At 70.1% G+C, this 18342-nt stretch carries 18 protein-coding genes, 1 tRNA gene and 1 pseudogene; 12 read left to right on the top strand and 8 right to left on the bottom strand.

The genetic code is table 11. The annotated features are described in order from the left end of the window. Positions 1–539 precede the first annotated feature (539 nt). The 3 genes from ACFYZJ_RS26645 to ACFYZJ_RS26635 all read right to left on the bottom strand — a co-directional run bounded on the left by ACFYZJ_RS26645 (position 540) and on the right by ACFYZJ_RS26635 (position 3053). Positions 540–1271 carry an NDP-sugar synthase gene (locus ACFYZJ_RS26645; protein WP_388571928.1) on the bottom strand — a complete coding sequence of 244 codons (732 nt, stop codon included), beginning with the start codon at positions 1269–1271 and terminating at the stop codon, positions 540–542. Between the two features lie 42 nt (positions 1272–1313). Next, positions 1314–1757, bottom strand: a complete 444-nt coding sequence (locus tag ACFYZJ_RS26640; RefSeq protein WP_388571926.1) for a hypothetical protein — start codon at positions 1755–1757, stop codon at positions 1314–1316. Positions 1758–1964: 207 nt separating this feature from the next. Continuing rightward, on the bottom strand, positions 1965–3053 hold the full coding sequence (locus ACFYZJ_RS26635; protein ID WP_388571924.1) for an ABC transporter ATP-binding protein: 1089 nt from the start codon (positions 3051–3053) through the stop codon (positions 1965–1967). Between the two features lie 247 nt (positions 3054–3300). On the opposite strand from ACFYZJ_RS26635, the gene ACFYZJ_RS26630 reads away from it, so the two are divergent. Then, positions 3301–3374: transfer RNA gene (locus ACFYZJ_RS26630), tRNA-Thr, on the top strand. 81 nt (positions 3375–3455) lie between these two features. Here the strand turns inward: ACFYZJ_RS26630 and ACFYZJ_RS26625 are convergent. Then, a pseudogene (locus tag ACFYZJ_RS26625) lies at positions 3456–3698 on the bottom strand (tyrosine-type recombinase/integrase); the annotation flags it as partial. A 149-nt stretch (positions 3699–3847) separates the two neighbouring features. Between ACFYZJ_RS26625 and ACFYZJ_RS26620 the strand changes: the two are divergent. The 3 genes from ACFYZJ_RS26620 to ACFYZJ_RS26610 all read left to right on the top strand — a co-directional run bounded on the left by ACFYZJ_RS26620 (position 3848) and on the right by ACFYZJ_RS26610 (position 7024). After that, positions 3848–4450, top strand: a complete 603-nt coding sequence (locus tag ACFYZJ_RS26620) for a hypothetical protein (RefSeq protein ID WP_388571922.1) — start codon at positions 3848–3850, stop codon at positions 4448–4450. A gap of 269 nt (positions 4451–4719) precedes the next feature. Next, entirely contained in the window at positions 4720–5976 is a 1257-nt protein-coding gene (locus tag ACFYZJ_RS26615) for an alpha/beta hydrolase family protein (protein WP_388571921.1), read from the top strand. A gap of 571 nt (positions 5977–6547) precedes the next feature. Beyond that, complete coding sequence (locus ACFYZJ_RS26610) at positions 6548–7024, top strand: SRPBCC family protein (protein ID WP_388571919.1); 477 nt, start codon at positions 6548–6550, stop codon at positions 7022–7024. 114 nt (positions 7025–7138) lie between these two features. On the opposite strand, the gene ACFYZJ_RS26605 is transcribed toward ACFYZJ_RS26610, so the two are convergent. Beyond that, positions 7139–8794, bottom strand: coding sequence for an FAD-dependent oxidoreductase (locus tag ACFYZJ_RS26605; protein WP_388571917.1), 1656 nt, complete (start codon positions 8792–8794; stop codon positions 7139–7141). Between the two features lie 225 nt (positions 8795–9019). Here ACFYZJ_RS26605 and ACFYZJ_RS26600 point away from each other — a divergent pair, with 225 nt between their 5' ends. The 7 genes from ACFYZJ_RS26600 (at position 9020) to ACFYZJ_RS26570 (ending at position 14369) form a co-directional block, all read left to right on the top strand. Then, positions 9020–10174: a SchA/CurD-like domain-containing protein gene (locus tag ACFYZJ_RS26600; RefSeq protein ID WP_388571915.1), complete on the top strand. Its 1155-nt coding sequence runs from the start codon at positions 9020–9022 to the stop codon at positions 10172–10174. Positions 10175–10239: 65 nt separating this feature from the next. Then, entirely contained in the window at positions 10240–10701 is a 462-nt protein-coding gene (locus ACFYZJ_RS26595) for a cupin domain-containing protein (RefSeq protein ID WP_388571913.1), read from the top strand. Then, positions 10698–11966 carry a beta-ketoacyl-[acyl-carrier-protein] synthase family protein gene (locus ACFYZJ_RS26590; RefSeq protein WP_388571911.1) on the top strand — a complete coding sequence of 423 codons (1269 nt, stop codon included), beginning with the start codon at positions 10698–10700 and terminating at the stop codon, positions 11964–11966. Before ACFYZJ_RS26595 ends, ACFYZJ_RS26590 begins: the two co-directional genes overlap by 4 nt. After that, the gene (locus ACFYZJ_RS26585; RefSeq protein ID WP_388571910.1) at positions 11963–13207 is read left to right on the top strand and encodes a ketosynthase chain-length factor; all 1245 of its coding nucleotides are present in this window, start codon (positions 11963–11965) and stop codon (positions 13205–13207) included. Before ACFYZJ_RS26590 ends, ACFYZJ_RS26585 begins: the two co-directional genes overlap by 4 nt. A 70-nt stretch (positions 13208–13277) precedes the next feature. Beyond that, the gene (locus tag ACFYZJ_RS26580; protein ID WP_388571908.1) at positions 13278–13535 is read left to right on the top strand and encodes an acyl carrier protein; all 258 of its coding nucleotides are present in this window, start codon (positions 13278–13280) and stop codon (positions 13533–13535) included. A 1-nt stretch (position 13536) separates the two neighbouring features. Next, the gene (locus tag ACFYZJ_RS26575) at positions 13537–14016 is read left to right on the top strand and encodes an SRPBCC family protein (RefSeq protein ID WP_388571906.1); all 480 of its coding nucleotides are present in this window, start codon (positions 13537–13539) and stop codon (positions 14014–14016) included. A gap of 20 nt (positions 14017–14036) precedes the next feature. Continuing rightward, positions 14037–14369, top strand: a complete 333-nt coding sequence (locus ACFYZJ_RS26570) for a TcmI family type II polyketide cyclase (RefSeq protein ID WP_388571905.1) — start codon at positions 14037–14039, stop codon at positions 14367–14369. Between the two features lie 162 nt (positions 14370–14531). Here ACFYZJ_RS26570 and ACFYZJ_RS26565 read toward each other — a convergent pair whose 3' ends face one another. From ACFYZJ_RS26565 to ACFYZJ_RS26555, 3 genes are all read right to left on the bottom strand, one after another. Next, positions 14532–15560, bottom strand: coding sequence for a methyltransferase (locus ACFYZJ_RS26565; RefSeq protein WP_388571903.1), 1029 nt, complete (start codon positions 15558–15560; stop codon positions 14532–14534). Positions 15561–15616: 56 nt separating this feature from the next. Next, positions 15617–16681: a nitrous oxide reductase family maturation protein NosD gene (locus ACFYZJ_RS26560; RefSeq protein WP_388571902.1), complete on the bottom strand. Its 1065-nt coding sequence runs from the start codon at positions 16679–16681 to the stop codon at positions 15617–15619. An 88-nt stretch (positions 16682–16769) separates the two neighbouring features. Further along, positions 16770–17660 (bottom strand): aminoglycoside phosphotransferase family protein, encoded by an 891-nt coding sequence (locus tag ACFYZJ_RS26555; protein WP_388571900.1) that lies wholly within the window; start codon positions 17658–17660, stop codon positions 16770–16772. A gap of 10 nt (positions 17661–17670) precedes the next feature. Here ACFYZJ_RS26555 and ACFYZJ_RS26550 point away from each other — a divergent pair, with 10 nt between their 5' ends. Beyond that, the gene (locus ACFYZJ_RS26550) at positions 17671–18336 is read left to right on the top strand and encodes a rhomboid-like protein (protein ID WP_388571899.1); all 666 of its coding nucleotides are present in this window, start codon (positions 17671–17673) and stop codon (positions 18334–18336) included. Positions 18337–18342 lie beyond the last annotated feature (6 nt).

Raw genomic sequence — 18342 nt, 5'->3', positions numbered from 1 at the left:
CGGGTGGAACGAGGCGGGTGGTACCTGACGGAGCGGGCCCCTGCCGGGTGTGGCCCCGGCACCCGTCCGGGCCGGGGCGGCTGTCTGGCGGGTGGAACGAGGCGGGTGGTACGAGGCGGGTGGTACCTGACGGAGCGAGCCCCTGCCGGATGTGGCCCCGGCACCCGTCCGGGCCGGGGCGGCTGTCTGGCGGGTGGTACGAGGCGGGTGGAACGAGACGGGTGGAACGAGGCGGGTGGTACCTGACGGAGCGGGCCCCTGCCGGGTGTGGCCCCGGCACCCGTCCGGGCCGGGGCGGCTGTCTGGCGGGTGGTACGAGGCGGGTGGTACGAGGCGGGTGGTACCTGACGGAGCGGGCCCCTGCCGGGTGTGGCCCCGGCACAGGGCGGAGCTCCTGCCGGACGGGCGGAGGTCGGCTGTCCCTCGCAGGGCGCCCTCGCCGAGCGCGCCCTGCGAGGGACCCCCGAGCGTGTCCTGCGAGGGAGCCCGGGGAGGGCGCCTAGCGAGGGAGCCGGTGAGGGTGGCGTCCTCCGGCGCTGTCAACGGCCCTGGGACGCCAGTTCCTTTGCCGCTTCCGTGAGGTCCTTCGCCGTGTCGATCGCCCGCCAGTACGCGCCTTGCGGGATCGGGAAGCCGGCCAGGCGCCGTTCGCGGGCCAGGCGGGGAAACGTCGTACGCTCGTGGTCGCCCCGCTCCGGAAGCATCTTCGCGAACTCGGCGGAGAAGACGTAGACCCCCGCGTTGATCTCGAACGTCGACGGCGGGGCCTCGATGAAGTCCGTGACGTGGCCGAAGCCGTCCGTCTGCACCGCGCCCCAGGGGATACGCGGCCGCGCCAGCGCCAGCGTGGCGACCGCGTCGCGCTCGGTGTGGAAGTCCGCCATGTCGCGCAGCGAGAACCGGGTCCAGATGTCACCGTTGGTCGCGTACCACGGCTTGTCGGGGTGCGGCAGGTGCTCTGCCGCGTAGCGCAGGCCGCCGCCGCGGCCGAGCGGCTCCGACTCCACCACCGTCGTGACACGCAGCGGCAGGTCGGCGGAGGCCAGCCAGTTCTGTAGGACCTCGGCGAGGTGGCCGCAGGAGACCACGACGTCCGTGACCCCCTCCTCGGCGAGCCAGGCGAGCTGATGGCCGATGATCGGCGTCCCCGTGCCGGGGATCTCCACCATCGGCTTGGGCCGGTCATCGGTGTACGGACGCAGCCGCGAGCCCTGGCCCCCGGCCAGGACGACGGCTTGAACGGGGCGCGCGGCGGCGTTCGGATCGGTCATGACCGCACTGTACGTCGCCTCGCGCCCCGTCCGGCCCGGTGGTCAGTCCCGTCCGCCCGCCACGCCGGAGGCGAAGGACGTGTCGCAGACCGGTCGGGCGTAGGCCTGGGCGCGTGAGGGCCCGTACACGCGGACCGCGGCGCGACCCAGCGCCCGGGCGATGGACGCGCAGTGCTTCGCCAGCGACGGGCGGCCGTTGACGGCCTCCTGGAGGTGGGTGAGGGCGACACCCGGGTTCTTCTCCTGCAGTTCCAGCAGGAGCTTGTCGCGCAGCACGTCCTGCGGGGCCCGGGAGGACGCGCGGGTGGAGACGTCTTCGGAGGAGGCGGCGAGCACCGAGTTGGGGCCGCCCGACCAGTTGACGCGGGTCACCGCCAGCGTCCCGGACAGCACCAGGACGACGGGCAGAACGAGGGCGAGGGTGCGGCCGATCCGGCGGGCGGGGCCCCGGCCGCGCCGTTCCTGTGGAGTAGTGGTGTGCTTCACGCGAGTGAGGGTAGCGCCCGGTAGTGATTTGGCGACATTTAGTCACCGGTTCGGGTGATGACGAAGCGGTGATTTCTGGGTAAGGGGTTGACGCGGGCCGATCGAAATGCCCCGTATGCCGGGGTATTTGTCGACAGCGAAAAGGGCCCCGCAGCCTGCCGCGGGGCCCTTTTCGTCAACCTGGGTCAATCAGCCCAGGTCCTGGCGTCAGTCGGAGAGACGGTCGCCCGTGGAGGTGGAGAAGACGTGCGTCTCGCCGGAGCGCGGCACGATGTGCAGCTGGCTGCCCTTCTCCGGGACGTCACGGCTGTTGACCCGCACGACCAGGTCCTTGGACTCGTCGCCCACCTTCGCGGTGCCGTAGACGTAGGCGTCGGCGCCCGTCTCCTCGACGACGTTCACGGTGACCGCGAGGCCCTGGTCGGAGTCCGGGCCGGCCACGTCGAAGTGCTCGGGGCGGACACCCACCGTGACGGTCTTGTCGGTGGTGGCGGCGAGCGCGTCGCGGTCGACCGGGACCACCGAGTTGCCGAACTTCACACCGCCGTCAGTGATCGGTACCTCGACCAGGTTCATCGCCGGGGAGCCGATGAAGCCGGCCACGAAGAGGTTGGCGGGCTTGTCGTACATGTTGCGCGGGCTGTCGATCTGCTGGAGCAGACCGTCCTTGAGTACGGCCACGCGGTCACCCATCGTCATGGCCTCGACCTGGTCGTGGGTGACGTAGACGGTGGTGATGCCGAGGCGGCGCTGGAGCGACGCGATCTGCGTACGGGTCGACACGCGGAGCTTGGCGTCCAGGTTGGACAGCGGCTCGTCCATGAGGAACACCTGCGGCTCGCGCACGATGGCGCGGCCCATGGCGACACGCTGGCGCTGACCACCGGAGAGCGCCTTCGGCTTGCGGTCCAGGTACTCGGTGAGGTCGAGGATCTTCGCGGCCTCCTCGACCTTCTTGCGGATCTCCGCCTTCGGCACACCGGCGATCTTGAGCGCGAAGCCCATGTTGTCGGCAACCGTCATGTGCGGGTAGAGGGCGTAGTTCTGGAACACCATGGCGATGTCCCGGTCCTTGGGCGGCAGGTGCGTGACGTCGCGGTCACCGATGCGGATGGCGCCGGCGTTGACGTCCTCGAGCCCCGCCAGCATGCGGAGCGAGGTCGACTTGCCGCAGCCGGACGGGCCGACCAGGACGAGGAACTCCCCGTCCTCGATCGCGATGTCCAGAGAGTCGACGGCGGGCTTCTCGGAACCCGGGTAGATCCGGGTCGCCTTGTCGAACGTGACAGTGGCCATGGTGAATGGGCCCCCTTCTACCGGCAGGAACGTGCCGGACGATCCGTTGTAGGAAGGTGGTGTGCCACTACGGGGTTCCGTTGTGGTGTAGTCCACAAGAGTGAACTTGGACCGAGACGGTACCCGGCGTTCGTCCGGCTGTCAGTACCTCGGGGCATGTGAACTTCGCGGAAATTTTCGACGGACCGCACCCAGGACCTGGGTACACTGCACGAGCACGCAGGTGCACGCAGGTGCACGCCTGCACGCCTCCTTAGCTCAGCTGGTCAGAGCGCCGCTCTTGTAAAGCGAAGGTCGTCGGTTCGAATCCGACAGGGGGCTCTCTCGCTGAACAGCACGAACGCCCCGGCCGATGATCGGTCCGGGGCGTTCGACATCCACGGGTGACATCAACCCGGGCGGTCACTCACGATCGACACGGCGCCTGAGCAGGCGATCCATGTGGCTGATGGCCTCGCGCTGCGTTTCCGAGGTCACATGCGTGTAGACGACCATCGTGATGCTGATCTGGCTGTGCCCAAGGATCTCCATCACGACGCGGGGCGCGACACCAGCCGCGGTGAGGAGCGTGGCGCAGCCGTGCCGGGCATCGTGCAGACGGATGCGCCGAAGGCCGGCGGCGGCCGTGATGCTGAAGAACGACCGGTTGTGTTACGGATTCGGCCCCTCGGCGGCAGCGCCGGGCCTGAGATCCCAGCCAATCGGGCGGGGCCGCGGGGCCGGTCCGGCATGGCGCGATGGCGAAACGCACTATGCCCGGATGCTGATGGTCTCCGAACCATGCAGGAGGGACCATGGACGACCACCCCAGACTTCAAGAAGCCCGGCAATCGGCATCCATGGGTGCGGTCCATGACGCTCCCGGTCAGCCAGGGGTCATCGGCATTGCGCTCGCCGCCGTGCTGACGTCCGCACTCGCGCAGGGTTCCTGGCAATGGTTCGCCAGTTACATTGGGGTGACGCTTCTTGCGGTGATCTTCTCCTTTTACCGACTGCCGACGTGGATGCCCGGCCTCGGATCTGCGTATATGCGGAATCTGGCCGCGTTTTCACTGGTAGTCGGCCTGTGCGTAGCGATCACACTGGCCCCCGTTCTTCAGCGCACGGCGTGGTTGTTTCCGATGCCAGGCACTCGACGTGTGTGTCCTGAGGTGGGCAAGTACGAAGGAATCCAGGCGGAGGCCGCGCTGGCCAACCTGGTTGGTCGCGACAGAGCCGCCCTGGCTCACGCGCAGGAGGTCAAGATCCATGATGCCGTTGCCGACTGCCTGTCATCTACTACGACGCTGTGGCTGCCTGCGTACGGGTTCGGGGCGGCCGTACTGGTGGGTCTGGGCGCGTGGTGCTTCGACCGAGCTCGGGTGCGGAAGGAGATGGCCGTGAGCGCGCGGCGGTGAGCACAGTTTTGCCTCCTCCAAGTTCAACGCCTTGCTCGGACCGCCAGGGCGCCCCTCCGGGGCCGCTACCAGCCGCGGCAGGTGCAAGCCGCCGGCTTCGTCGGACGGGGTGCTCGCCCTCGGGCGGTTGTGACGACAGTGGCCCGCGCATGGAGCCCTGCGGGCTGATCCATGCGAGTGGGAAGAGCGGTGATCAGGGTTGCGGCTGGTCTGTGGTGGAACCTGTAGGTCCGACCCGTCGACCAAGATCAATCGAAAGGTGCCGGACTGTGCTGCCGCCGCTGAAACGCAGGCCAACTCGCGGCCTGCTCTGCCTGCTGACCGTACTGGCCTTCCTTATGGGAGCGGCGAACGCGGCGGTATCCGCTGCCACACCCACCCATCCCCCGCACAGAGACGACGGGGGCTTCTATCAGTATCCGAGCCAGGAGAGGCTGGAGAGGGCGTCACCAGGGACGTTGTTGGCGTCGGAGCCGATGACGGTGACCGCCCGTCTGCAGGGCGTCAGCTCACGCACGGTGCGGATCATGTACCGCTCGGTCGGGCTGCACGGGGAGCCCATCGCGGTCACGGGCTTCGTCTTCGTCCCGCTCGGTGGTGCTCCGAGCGGGGGGTGGCCGGTGGTCGCGTGGAGCCACGGCACAGCGGGTGTGGGGCCGATCTGCGCCCCCTCGCGGCACGCGAACCTCTACCCCCAAAGTGACTATCACGAATACGAGGAGCTCGTCGCGCGCCTTCTACGGGATGGCCACGCAGTCGTCGGCACGGACTACCCGGGACTGGGCTTTCCCGACAAGCTGCACAACTTCCCGCAGACCGACCTCAACAGTCGGTCCGTGATCGACAGTGTCGTGGCGGCGCGGCAGGTGTCGTCGCAGCTGGGGGCGCAGTGGTTCGCCATCGGCCACTCGGAAGGCGCGGCGGCGGTCTTGCGGGTCGGCGAGGACGTGGCACGAGAGGCATCGGGGCTGCGCTTCCTGGGCACCGTGTCGCTCGCGCCGCCCAGCCACTTCAAAGACGTCATGAACATGTTCGCCGCCGCCCGGCCTCCGATCGACGCGGGACTGGCTGCATTGGACGCCTACCTGGCGGTGGGGGCGCACCTGTATTCGGACCGCATTCGATACACGGATGTGCTGGCACCAAAACTCGCTGCTCAGATCCCCCTGGTGAAGAAGCTTTGCGATGACGAACTGACCATCTACCTGGACAACGTGCAGCTGGATCGCGTCGGCAACCCCGACTGGGCCGCCAACCCTGCGCTGCGGCGGTTCGTCGACATCCTCGAACCGGCCAAGGGCCGCTCCACCGGGCCGATCCTGCTTCTTCAGGGGGACGCGGACCAGACGATCCCGGTCGCGACAACGACCAAGCTCAACGGGGAACTCTGCAACCTCGGCGACACCGTGGACTATCGCATCTACCCCAAAGCCACCCACGACAGCGTGCTGAGTGTTGCGTACAAGGACATGGCCGCGTGGATGAGCGAAAGACTGCAGGGACACCCCGCCCCGTCGACCTGCTGACCACGTACTGACGTGTAGCGCCGGCTGGGCGGGATGGTCGCCTGATGATCCCCGTCTACGCCAGCCGGAGCCGTTTCACCGCGTGCAACCCAAATCCGCCGCGCAGGCTAGGCAGGTTCGAACCCTGAACCAGCCACCGGACGGAGACCCCCTGATCTGCGGAAACGTGGATCAGGGGGCCGTTTCGTTGTGCTCGGCTGTCTAGCGGACGAGCAGACCGTTTGGTGATGGACCGTTCTGGAACCAGCACTGCAGGTCAGTTGCCCCGTGATGCGGTCACGAAGGTTCTGATCGCGTTCGGGACGAAGAGGTCGTGCCGGACGCGTGCCGGACGCGTGCCAGATCGTACGGGGAACCACGGGGAACACCGGGGAATCAACGGACCGGCCCATTAGGCGGCGACAGTCTTCCGCCGCAGGTCAGTCCGTGCAGCGCCCCCTAGATCACCTTGGCTTCCCAAGCTGAGGGCCCCGGCACCGTTGTCACAGGTCGGCCGTCGCGGCGTGCCGGCTGAGCGAGCAGCACGTATGTCAGGCTCTCGGGCATGAACGACCGCGCTAGCGTGGAGGTCATGGCTGTCGACGTGCTCACCGAGACCGTGATCGCCCGTCCCTGTGCGGAGGTCGCCGCCTATGCCGGGGATCCGACCAATGCGCCGCACTGGTACGCCAACATCATCTCGGTTCGTTGGCGGACCTCGCCGCCGCTCGCCGCGGGCTCGAAGCTCGACTTCGTCGCCCGGTTCCTGGGGCGCACCCTGACGTACACGTACGAAATCGTCGAGTACTCCCGCGAACGACTCGTGATGCGCACCGCGCAGGGACCGTTTCCCATGGAGACGACCTACACCTGGCAGCCAGTGGACGCTGACCATACCCGGATGACGCTGCGCAACCGCGGCGAGCCATCCGGCTTTGCCAAGGTGAGCGCTCCGATGATGGCTGCGGCTGTGCGGCGGGCAAACGTCAAGGACCTCGCCGCATTGAAAGCGCTACTGGAAGGCGCCGACGCCTCCGACTCCAGCCGACGCTCACCCGGCGACTTCTGACATCCACGGCTGACATCAACGAGGCCGGACTGCGACGTACATCAGTGTCCCTGCCAGCGATGACGAAGGCCACCCGCACCGTGCGGGTGGCCTTCGTCATACGGGTGACAGGAATCAGCCCGTCCGCAGCACCGTCCCCAGCACTTCCCGCAGTGTCCCCACCGGGTCCGGCACGGCCCCCGGTGCCCGCCACGCCACGAATCCGTCCGGCCGTACCAGGACCGCCCCGTCCGTCGTCGTGCCGTATGCCCGTGTCCAGTCGGCCGCCTCGGTTCCGTCTCCCTCGTCGTACGTCAGGTCTGCGTCCGGTCCGGTGCCGATCCGGTACGTCTCGAGGCGTACGCCGTCCGTCACCGCGAGGCGGCGGGCCGCGTCGTGCCAGCCGGCCGTGGAGCGGGCGTCGCTGAGCAGCACCATGGCGCGTTCGAACAGGTCGAGTGTGGACAGCCGGGCGCTGGAGCGGCGCAGCCACAGGTGGGGGGCGCGGCTGCCGGGCTCCCCGGTCAGTCGGACCGCGTCGGGTACGACCGGTTGCGCCGGGTCGGCCCCGACGACGGCGCCCTCGGGGTAGCGGTAGCCGAGGACGACGTTGAGGATGCCGCTTCTCGGGCCGTCGCCGCGCATTCCGGGTGCCGGGGAGAAGCCGGGGTGACTGTGTTCCACGGAGCGGGCCGAGGCGCGGGCGCTGGTGGCGAGGGCCACGGGCCGGCGCTCGGTGTCGTAGGTGTCCAGCAGGCCGGGGCCGGCCCAGCCGCCGAGGACGGCGGCCAGTTTCCAGGCCAGGTTGTGGGCGTCCTGGATGCCGGTGTTGGAGCCGAACGCCCCGGTGGGGGACATCTCGTGGGCGGAGTCCCCGGCGAGGAACACGCGCCCGGCGGCGTACCGGTCGGCGACGCGTTCGGCGGCGCGCCAGGACGCCCTGCCGGTGACCTCCACGTCGAGGTCGGGGACGCCGACGGCGCGGCGGATGTGCCGCTGGAGCCGGTCCTCGGTGAACTCCCCGAGGGTTTCGCCGCGTTCGGGGTGCCAGGGGGCGTGGAAGACCCACTGTTCCTTGTTGTCGACGGGCAGCAGGGCGCCGTCGGCTTCCGGGTCGGTGAGGTAGCAGCAGATGAAGTGGCGGTCGCCGACGACGTCGGCGAGCAGTTTGGAGCGGAAGGTGATGCTGACGTTGGCGAAGAGGTCGCCGGGTCCGGTCTGTGCGATGCCGAGCCGGCGCCGTACGGGGCTGCGGGGGCCGTCGGCCGCGACGAGGTAGTCGGCGCGGACGGTGTAGCGCTCGTCGGTGGCCCGGTCGCGGATGACGGCCGTCACTCCTTCGGGGTCCTGTTCGAAGGACTCCATCTCGTGGGAGTACCTCAGGTCGCCGCCGAGTTCGCGAGCGTTGTGGAGGAGGACCGGTTCCAGGTCGTTCTGGCTGCACAGGCACCAGGTGGTGGGGCTGAACCGGGCGAGTCCGCCGCCCGGGTCGATGTGCCGGAACAGCCATTCGCCGGCGTCGCCGACGAGCGTCGGGGTCTGCAGGATGCCGTGGTTGTCGGCCAGGAGTGAGGCCGCGGTCTTGATGTCCGGTTCGATGCCGGCCACCCGGAAGAGTTCCATCGTCCGTACGTTGTTGCCACGTCCGCGCGGATGGATCGAGGTTCCCGCGTGCCGCTCGACGAGGGTGTGCCGTACGCCGTGGCGGCCCAGGAACAGGGACGTGGACAGGCCCACCAGGGAGCCGCCGACGATGAGGACCGGGACCCGGTGGTCGGCTTCTTGCTGCATCGGTGCCTCCAGGGCAGGGGTGCGGGGTGTGGGGCGCGTTGTGGTTTCCATGCCCCTCGGCGGGCGGCTTCGCGTACGTGGGCGGGGCCAATCACCCGTGTGATCACCCACGTGGTTCATACGAGTCGCGCACCACCGGCGGCCGGAACACGATCGAGGAACGCTGACGTCGTGTCACCCGCGGCCGATGTCGGCTTCTGCCCCGCCGAAGGAGAAGAGCGCAGCATGACCACAATGTCTGAACGTGTTTCAGAACCGGTGACGCGACAGGCGCCGAAACGGGTGTCGCAATCCGTGTTCGACGGCTCCCCGCTCCGGGTCGTCCTGTTGGTGGACGTCTATGACGGAGCCCAGCAGCAGTTCCTGGAGGCGTACGAGCAGCTGTGCAACCAGGTCGCGTCCGTTCCCGGGCACGTCAGCGACCAGCTCTGCCAGTCGATCGAGAATCCCTCCCAGTGGCTGATCACCAGTGAGTGGGAGAGCGCCCCGCCGTTCCTCGCCTGGGTGAACAGTGAGGAGCATGTGCGGATGGTGCAGCCGCTGCACAGCTGTGTCCGGGACACGCGGTCGCTGCGTTTCCACATCGTCCGGGAGACGGGTGGCGAGCCGTCCGCGCGGTCGGCGAACCGCCGGCTGCAGGCGTCCCCCCGGATCGGTGACGGACGGCTCCGGCACGCGCTCACCTTCACGGTCAAGCCGGGCAGCGAGCAGGTGGTGGCGAAGATCCTCGCGGACTACGCCTCGCCCGAGCCGCGGGTGAACGACACCACCCGGCTGTGCCGGACCTCGCTGTTCATGCACGGCAACCGGGTGGTGCGGGCCATCGAGGTGCGCGGCGACCTGCTCGCCGCGCTGCGGCACGTCGCCCGGCAGCCGGAGGTGCGGGCGGTGGAGGAGGCCATCAACCCGTACCTGGAGCAGCACCGGGACCTGAACGACCCGGAGTCGGCGCGGGTCTTCTTCACTCGTGCGGCGCTGCCCGCCGTTCATCATGTGACGTCGGATCAGGAGTGCCCGGAGGCGAAGCGGCTCGCGCTGTACTACCCGGCCCGGCCGGGCTGCGGCATGCGGCTGGCCAGGCTGCTCGCGGAGCAGGACGAGGTGCAGGCGGACGATCCGCGCAGCCCGGTCTGCGGCAGCACGATCTTCCAGCGGGACGAGATCATCGTACGGCTGATCGATGTCCGTGGCGGTGTTGACGCCGACCCGGTGCTGACGCTCGGGCTGACCGATCCGGGGCAGGCGGCGGAGCTGACCACTCTCCTCGACGGCGCCGCCGTCGGTGCGGGCGGTTCTGCGGTGGGGCGCGGCGACCTGGCGCGCTTCCTCACGCTCGCCCGCATGGACCTCGTCACCGACCGCCGCTCGGCCGAGGCCTGACCGGCACCACAGGGCCGTGGTGGGCCCGCCCCCCTGTCGACGCAGCACACCATCGGAGGAACGACGTGACCAAACCCCGTCCCAGAATCGTGGAGCTCGGCGAGATCGAGCCCAACACCAGACGCGGCGGCGATCTGCGCGCCATGCTCACCCCGGCCACGGTCGGCTCCACCAGCGGTTTCATGGGTGTGGCCATCGTGCAGCCGGGGGACCGGATCGGCGAGCACTACCACCCCTACTCCGAGGAGTTCGTCTACGTCCTTTCCGGTCGGCTCGAAGTGGACCTGGACGGTGAGCCGCAGCCGTTGCGGCCCGAGCAGGGGCTGCTGATCCCCGCCTATATGCGGCACCGTTTCCGCAATGTGGGGGACGACGAGGCGCGCCTCGTCTTCCATCTGGGCCCCCTCGCCCCGACGCCGCAGCTCGGCCATGTCGACACCGAGGAGACCGATGCCGTCGCGGTCGCCGCGGAGGGAGCCGGGGCGGGCGGTGCCCGGCCGGCCGACCGAGGTCAGGTCCGTTCATGACCCGGCGCGTGGCGGTCACCGGCATAGGCGTCGTGGCACCGGGCGGCATCGGCGTACCGGCGTTCTGGGATCTGCTCGCCAACGGCCGTACCGCGACGCGGGGCATCACCTTCTTCGACCCGACCGGCCTGCGCTCGCGGATCGCCGCGGAGTGCGACTTCGACCCGGTGGCGTGCGGGCTGGGGCCGGAGCAGATCGAACGTGCCGACCGGTACATCCAGTTCGCGCTGGTCGCCGGTGAGGAGGCGGTACGGGACGCGGGCCTCGACCTGTCCAGGGAGAACCCCTGGCGGGTCGGGGTGTCCCTGGGGACCGCGGTGGGCGGCACCACCCGGCTGGAGCACGACTACGTCCTGGTCAGCCATCGCGGGCAGCGCTGGGACGTGGATCACCGGGAGGCGGGTCCGCATCTGCACCGGGCGTTCTCGCCGAGCACGCTGGCCTCGATGGTGGCGGAACGTTTCGGCGCCTGTGGTCCGGTGCAGACCGTCTCCACGGGCTGCACCTCGGGGCTGGACGCGGTGGGGTACGCCTTCCACACCGTGGAGGAGGGCCGCGCCGACATCTGCGTGGCCGGCGCCTCCGACTCGCCGATCTCCCCGATCACCATGGCCTGCTTCGACGCGATCAAGGCCACGTCCCCGAACAACGACGACCCCGCGCACGCCTCGCGGCCCTTCGACAACAACCGTGACGGGTTCGTCATGGGCGAGGGCGGCGCGGTGCTCGTCCTGGAGGAGCTGGAGCACGCCCGGGCCCGCGGCGCGCGGGTGTACTGCGAGCTCAGCGGCTACGCCACCTTCGGCAACGCCTACCACATGACCGGACTGACCAGCGAGGGCCTGGAGATGGCCCGCGCCATCGAGACGGCGCTCGACCACGCCCACCTCGACGGCTCGGCCATCGACTACGTCAACGCGCACGGCTCCGGCACCCGGCAGAACGACCGGCACGAGACCGCCGCCGTGAAGCGGGCCCTGGGCCACCACGCCTATGACACGCCCATGAGCTCCATCAAGTCCATGGTGGGGCACTCCCTCGGGGCGATCGGCGCGATCGAGGTCGTGGCCTGCGTACTGGCCCTGGACCGCCAGGTCGTACCGCCGACCGCGAACTACGAGACCCCCGACCCGGAGTGCGACCTGGACTACGTCCCGCGCGTGGCCCGGGAGCGGAAGCTGACCAGCGTGCTCTCCGTGGGCAGCGGGTTCGGCGGCTTCCAGTCCGCGGTGATCCTGACCCGGCAGAGGGAGAGGACACGATGAGCGCACCCCACGTCAGGCGCGCCGGCGTCACCGGAATCGGCGTCGTCGCGCCCAACGGAACGAGTACCGACACCTTCTGGAAGTCCACCCGGGAGGGCATCAGCGTCCTGGACCGGGTCACCCGCGAGGGGTGCGAGCACCTGCCGCTGAAGGTGGCGGGCGAGGTCCGCGCCTTCGACCCGGCGGCGGTGGTCGAGGAGCGGTTCCTGGTGCAGACCGACCGGTTCACGCACTTCGCGATGGCCGCGGCCGACCTGGCCCTGGCCGACGCCCGGATCGGCCGCGCCGACGAGCACGGTTCGCCGTTCTCCCTGGGCGTGGTCACCGCGGCCGGTTCCGGCGGCGGCGAGTTCGGGCAGCGGGAGCTGCAACGGCTGTGGGGAAAAGGCAGCCGGTTCGTCGGTCCCTACCAGTCCATCGCCTGGTTCTACGCGGCCAGCACCGGCCAGATCTCCATCCGCCGCGGATTCAAGGGCCCCTGTTCGGTGGTCGCCGCCGACGAGGCCGGCGGGCTCGACGCCCTCGCGCACGCCGCGCGGGCCGTGCACCGCGGCACCGATGTGATCGTGACCGGCTCCACCGAGGCGCCGCTCGCGCCGTACTCGGTGGTCTGCCAGCTCGGCTACGAGGAGCTGAGCACCGCCGAGGACCCCGAGCGCGCCTACCGCCCCTTCACCTCGGAGGCGTCGGGGTTCGTGCCCGCGGAGGGCGGCGCCATGCTCGTCGTGGAGGACGAGACCTCGGCCCGGGAGCGGGGCGTGCGGGTGCGCGCCGTGCTGGCGGGGCACGCGGCGACGTTCACCGGTGCCTCCCGGTGGGAGCGGTCCCGGGAGGGGCTCGCCCAGGCGATCCGCGGCGCTCTGGAGGAGGCCGAGTGCGCCCCCGAGGAGATCGACGTGGTGTTCGCCGACGCCCTCGGCGTACCGGAGGCGGACCGTGCCGAGGCGCTGGCGATCGCCGACGCGCTGAGCGCGCACGGCAGGCGCGTACCCGTGACGGCGCCCAAGACGGGCATAGGCCGCGGCTACTGCGCGGCGCCCGTGCTGGACGTCGCGTCGGCGGTGCTCTCGATGGAGCACGGCCTGATCCCGCCCACCCCCAACGTCTTCGACGTCTGTCACGACCTCGACCTGGTGACCGGCCGGGCCCGCGCCGCCGAGCCGCGCACGGCGCTGGTCCTCAGCCGGGGCCTCATGGGGTCGAACACGGCGCTCGTGCTGCGGCACGGCGCAGCCGGGTGAGCCGGGAGTGAACGACCGGAACAGCGGCGCCTCGCGGCGAGGCCGCCCTGGAACAAAGGAGACCCACCGAATGAACGAGCGCATCACCCTGGAAGAACTGTCCGAGCTGATGAAGAAGGCCGCCGGAGTCACCGTCGCCGCGCAGGAACTGCAGCAGCGGTGCGACTCCGGCTTCGACGCCCTCGGGATCGACTCGCTCGGCCTGCTCGGCATCGTCGGCGAGCTGGAGAACCGGCACGGCACCCCGATGCCGCCGGACGCGGAGCGCTGCAAGACGCCCCGGCAGTTCCTCGACCTCGTCAACAGCACCCTTATGGCAGGAGCCTGACATGGCCGGACACACCGAGAACGCCATCACCATCGCCGCGCCGGTGGACCTGGTCTGGGACATGACCAACGACCTGGAGAACTGGCCCCACCTGTTCAGCGAGTACGCCTCCGTCGACGTGCTCTCCCGCGAGGGGAACAGGACCACCTTCCGGCTGACCATGCACCCCGACCAGAACGGCACGGTGTGGAACTGGGTGTCGGAGCGGGAGACGGACCGTCCCACGCTCACCGTCAAGGCCCGCCGGGTCGAGCCGGGGCCCTTCGCGTACATGAACATCCGGTGGCAGTACGAGGAGGTCCCCGAGGGCACCCGGATGATGTGGACGCAGGACTTCGCGATGAAGCCCGACGCCCCGGTCGACGACGCCTGGATGACCGACAACATCAACCGGAACTCCAAGGTGCAGATGGCCCTGATCCGGGACCGCATCGAGAAGGCCGCCGCCGAGTCACGGCCCGCTCCCGCGCTGGCCGACTGAACCGGACGGAGGACACGCTCATGCACCAGGCCCTGATCGTCGCCCGTATGGCCCCCGGATCGGCCCCGGACATCGCCAAGGTGTTCGAGGAATCCGACCGTGGGGAGCTGCCGCACCTCGTCGGGGTCACCCGGCGCACCCTGTGGCAGTTCGGCGACGTCTACATGCACCTGATCGAGGCCGACCGGGACCCCGGCCCGGCGATCGCCAAGGTGGCCCAGCACCCCGCCTTCCGGGACGTCAGCGAGCGGCTCACGGCGTACGTCAGCGCCTACGACCCGGCCACCTGGCGCTCCCCGAAGGACGCGATGGCGCAGTGCTTCTACCGCTGGGAGCCGCAGGCCGCTCGCTGAACCACCACCGACCCCACCGTCCGCACCAACCGAACGGCCACCGGTCGCCGGGCCCGCGTCCACCGCGGACCCGGCGACCGGTGGCCTGTGGGGGGGCTCCGGCGGGCCGGTGCTGCTCGTCGCTCACGGTGGGTCGTTCACCGCGGACTCAGGGCGGCTCGTTCACCGCGGGACGGTGCAGTCGAACGCGTGCAGGTAGGGGTTGACCGGGCGGATGTCGTCGATGACCAGGCCCGCCGCGGTGATCCGGTCCACCATGCTCTTCTCGGTGTGCTTGGCCCCTCCCACGTTGAGGAGCAGCAGCAGGTCCATGGCGGTGGAGAACCGCATCGAGGGCGTGTCGTCGACGAGGTTCTCGATGACGACGACCCGCGCCCCGGGGCCGCCCGCCGCGATGACGTTGCCCAGGCAGCGGGCGGTCGAGTCGTCGTCCCACTCGAGGATGTTCTTGATGATGTAGACGTCGGCCTCGACCGGGACGGCCTCGCGGCAGTCGCCCGGCACGATCCGCACGCGGCCGGCCAGGTCACCGCCGGGGCGCAGCCGCGGATCGGCGTTCTCCACCACGCGCGGCAGGTCGAGCAGCGTTCCGTGCATCGACGGGTACTTGTCCAGCAGGCTCGCCACCACATGCCCCTGGCCGCCGCCGATGTCGGCGACCGAGGAACTCCCCGACAGGTCGAGGAGTTCGGCGACGTCCCGCGCGGACTGCCGGCTGGAGGTCGTCATGGCCCGGTTGAAGACATCGGCCGACTCCGGGGCGTCCTCGTTGAGGTAGGTGAAGAACTCCTTGCCGTACAGGTCCTCGACGACGTTCCGGCCGGTGCGCACCGCCTCGTCCAGTTTCGGCCACGCGGCCCATGTCCATGGTTCGGTGCACCACAGGGTGATGGAGCGCATGCTGTTCGGGTCGTCCTCGCGCAGCAGCCGGGACATGTCGGTGTGCGCGAACCTCCCGTCCTCGTGCTCGGCGAAGACCCCGTAGCAGGTCAGGGCACGCAGCAGGCGCCGCAGCGGCCGGGGTTCGGTCTTCACCGCGGCGGCGAGGTCCTCCACGGCCATGGGGCCGTCCCCCAGCGCGTCGGCGACGCCCAGCCGGGCGGCGGCGCGCAGGGCGGCGGCACACGCCGCCCCGAACGCGAGTTCCCGAAGCCGCATGGAGGGCGGTGGGGCAGGGCTAACGGTGGTCATGTGCTGCCTTTCCTCTCTGGGGCCGCAAGGGTGCGCTGGGCGGCGGTGCCGCGCTGTCAGCACAGTCCCGCGGGCTTGGAGGCGCCGCAGGTGTTGGCCTGGAAGGTGTTGCCCTTGCCGGTGTCCCCGTTGACGAGGTCCGCCGGAGAGTTGCGCCGCACCGTGTTGCCGGTGATCTGGTTGCGCTCGTTGAGGGCGCCCACCATGCTCTTGAAGAGCACGATGCCGCCGGAGAGCGGGGACTTGCCCACGTGGTCCGTGATCGTGTTCCGGGTCACCAGGGTGTTCTCGGCCCCGGTCAGGACGATCCCCGAGCCCTGCAGGGCGGGCAGCCGGGCGGTCTTCGGGCAGGACTTGTTGTTCTGGTGAATGAAGTTGTCGCTCACGGTCAGGGCGCCGGCCCGCGGGGTGTTCTCGTCCCCGACGACGAAAACCGCCGCGCAGTTGGCGGTGATGTCGTTGCTCGTGACGGTGAGGTTCCGCAGGCGGCGGACGGTCACTCCGATCCGGTTGCCCTGGAGACGGTTGCGCGCGATCACCGCGCCCTTGGTGTCCGTGGCCCCGCCCTCGGTGGCGACCGTGTTGGCGAGGAACAGGCCCGCGTCGCCGTTGTCGCGGGCGGTGTTGTCCAGGAACACACCCCGGGTGGAGCGTTCCTGCGCGATGCCCCAGACCTTGTTCTTCTCGGCGGTCACGTGCCGGACGGTCAGCCGGTCGGTCCGCGTCGACCACAGGCCGCTCTTGGAGAAGCCGGTCAGGGCGAGGGAGGAGATGGTGGTGTCCGTGACGGGGTGCCCCTGCGTCCCCTCGACGCAGATCCCGTTGCCGGCCTTCGCGCACGCGTTCGATGTTGCCCCGCCGGGCGGTGCGATGACGGTGTTCCGGCCCATGCCGCGCAGGGTCAGCCCGGAGGTGGTCACCCGGACGCTCTCCCGATAGGTGCCGGCGGCAAGGAGGATGGTGTCTCCCGGTTTGGCGGCGTCCACCGCCTGCTGGATCGAGTCACCCGGACGCACCGTGCGGGTGCCGGGAGTTGCGGGGAGGGGATCGGCAAGGGCGCCGCACCCCGACGCGACGAGCGCTGCGGCACACGCGAGGAAGGCGAGATGGCGTTTCGTCATATTCAATACGCTATGACCGGATAAGTCGTTGAATGCCGGATCGGCCATACGGGGGCGTGTCTCGCCCGGCGTGTCGTCGGGCGGTGGGTCAGCCGCGCAGCGTCCGCCCGATCTCCAGCCCGCCCGTCTCCAACGGCCTGCCGTCCTCGATGTCCCACAGGCAGTTCTGCAGCACCCGGCCCAGCGTCCAGGCCCGCGCCCGCTCCCGGTCCAGGCCCAGCGCGGCCGTCAGGGCGTCGAAGCGCCACCGGGTCTGCGTCGGGTCGTAGCGGTTGCGGATCGCGGGGAGCAGGTCGAAGCCGGGCTCACCGGCGAGCGGCTTGGGGTCGATGGCCAGCCAGGGGGCGCGGTCGGCGGCCAGCACGTTGTCGTAGTGCAGGTCCCAGTGCAGCAGGCGGTCGCCGGGCTCGGCGGCGACCTCCCCCAGGGCGGCCGCGCAGTCCGCGGCCAGGCGGCGGTCCGCCGGGTCCGGTATCCGCTCCAGCACCCCGGGCACCTGCTCCAGCATCGCCCACGCGATGTCGCCCAGCCGGCGCATCCCCGCCGGGGCCGGGACGGCGGTCAGGCGGGCCAGCAGCCCGGCGACGACGAGGACCGCCTCGCGGGTGTCCGGGACCTGGGTGAGCGTGCGGGAGACGTCCAGGCGTTCCAGCAGCAGGGTGCCGGTGGCGGCGTCGTACTCCAGCAGACGTACGGCCCCCTCCCCGTCCCACACCCGCAGGGCCAGGGGCTCGCCCACGGTCTCCTCGTCCAGGAACTGGAGTTTGAGCACGGCCGGCGTCGCATCCGCCCGCGCCACCGGAAGCACCAGCGCGCACACGCCGTACATCGCGGGCCCGTCCACCCGCAGCCCCCACCGCCCGAGGAACTCCTCCACCCGCCGGGGCAGCTCCGTGACGAACGCCCGCCCCGCCGCCCCGTTGAATTTCTCCTGAGAAGCGACCAGCTCGCCAGGCACCTCGATCACCTTCCCGACCATACTGGCGTGTGTGGACGGGGTCAGGCGGTTTCGGCGCGGCCTCGGGGCAGCGGCGGCGTACATCCGCAGCGCCCCGGGGACGTACGTGTGGCTGCTGGTGCTGTTCTTCACCACCATCGCGCTGCACCACATGTCGCCGCACTTCGAGGAGCGCTTCCTGCGGCAGCGGTCCACCAACATCCACCAGCTCTCCCAGGACCCGCTGCGCGCGTTCATCACCAGCGCGATGTGGATCGACGGCGGGCACTGGCTGCCGTACGCCGCGCTGTACACGGTCTTCCACGCCCAGGCGGAGCGCTGGCTGGGCACCGTCCGCTGGCTGACGGTGTGCGCCGCCGCGCACGTACTGGCCACGCTCGTCAGCGAGGGAGCGCTGCTGCAGGCGATAAGTGACGGGATGGCCCCGCGTTCGGCGGTCAACACGCTCGACTTCGGGGTGAGTTACGCGCTGGCCGGGGTGGTCGGCGTGCTCACCTACCGGCTCGCGGCACCCTGGAGCTACGCGTATCTGACCGTCGTCCTGCTGGTGTACTCCATACGCCTGACCGCGACCCCCACCTTCACCGATTTCGGGCATTTCATCGCGGTGCTGATCGGCCTTGCCTGCTATCCGCTGACCCGGGGCTGCGGAAGACCATGGAATCCGAAGGAGACACTGGTCGCCCTCAGGCGTTAACGTCCC

The sequence above is a fragment of the Streptomyces sp. NPDC001848 genome, from assembly GCF_042891915.1.
Taxonomy (GTDB): domain Bacteria; phylum Actinomycetota; class Actinomycetes; order Streptomycetales; family Streptomycetaceae; genus Streptomyces.
The sequence above is the reverse complement of the archived record's forward strand: the minus strand, read 5'-3'. Positions and strand labels throughout refer to the sequence as shown.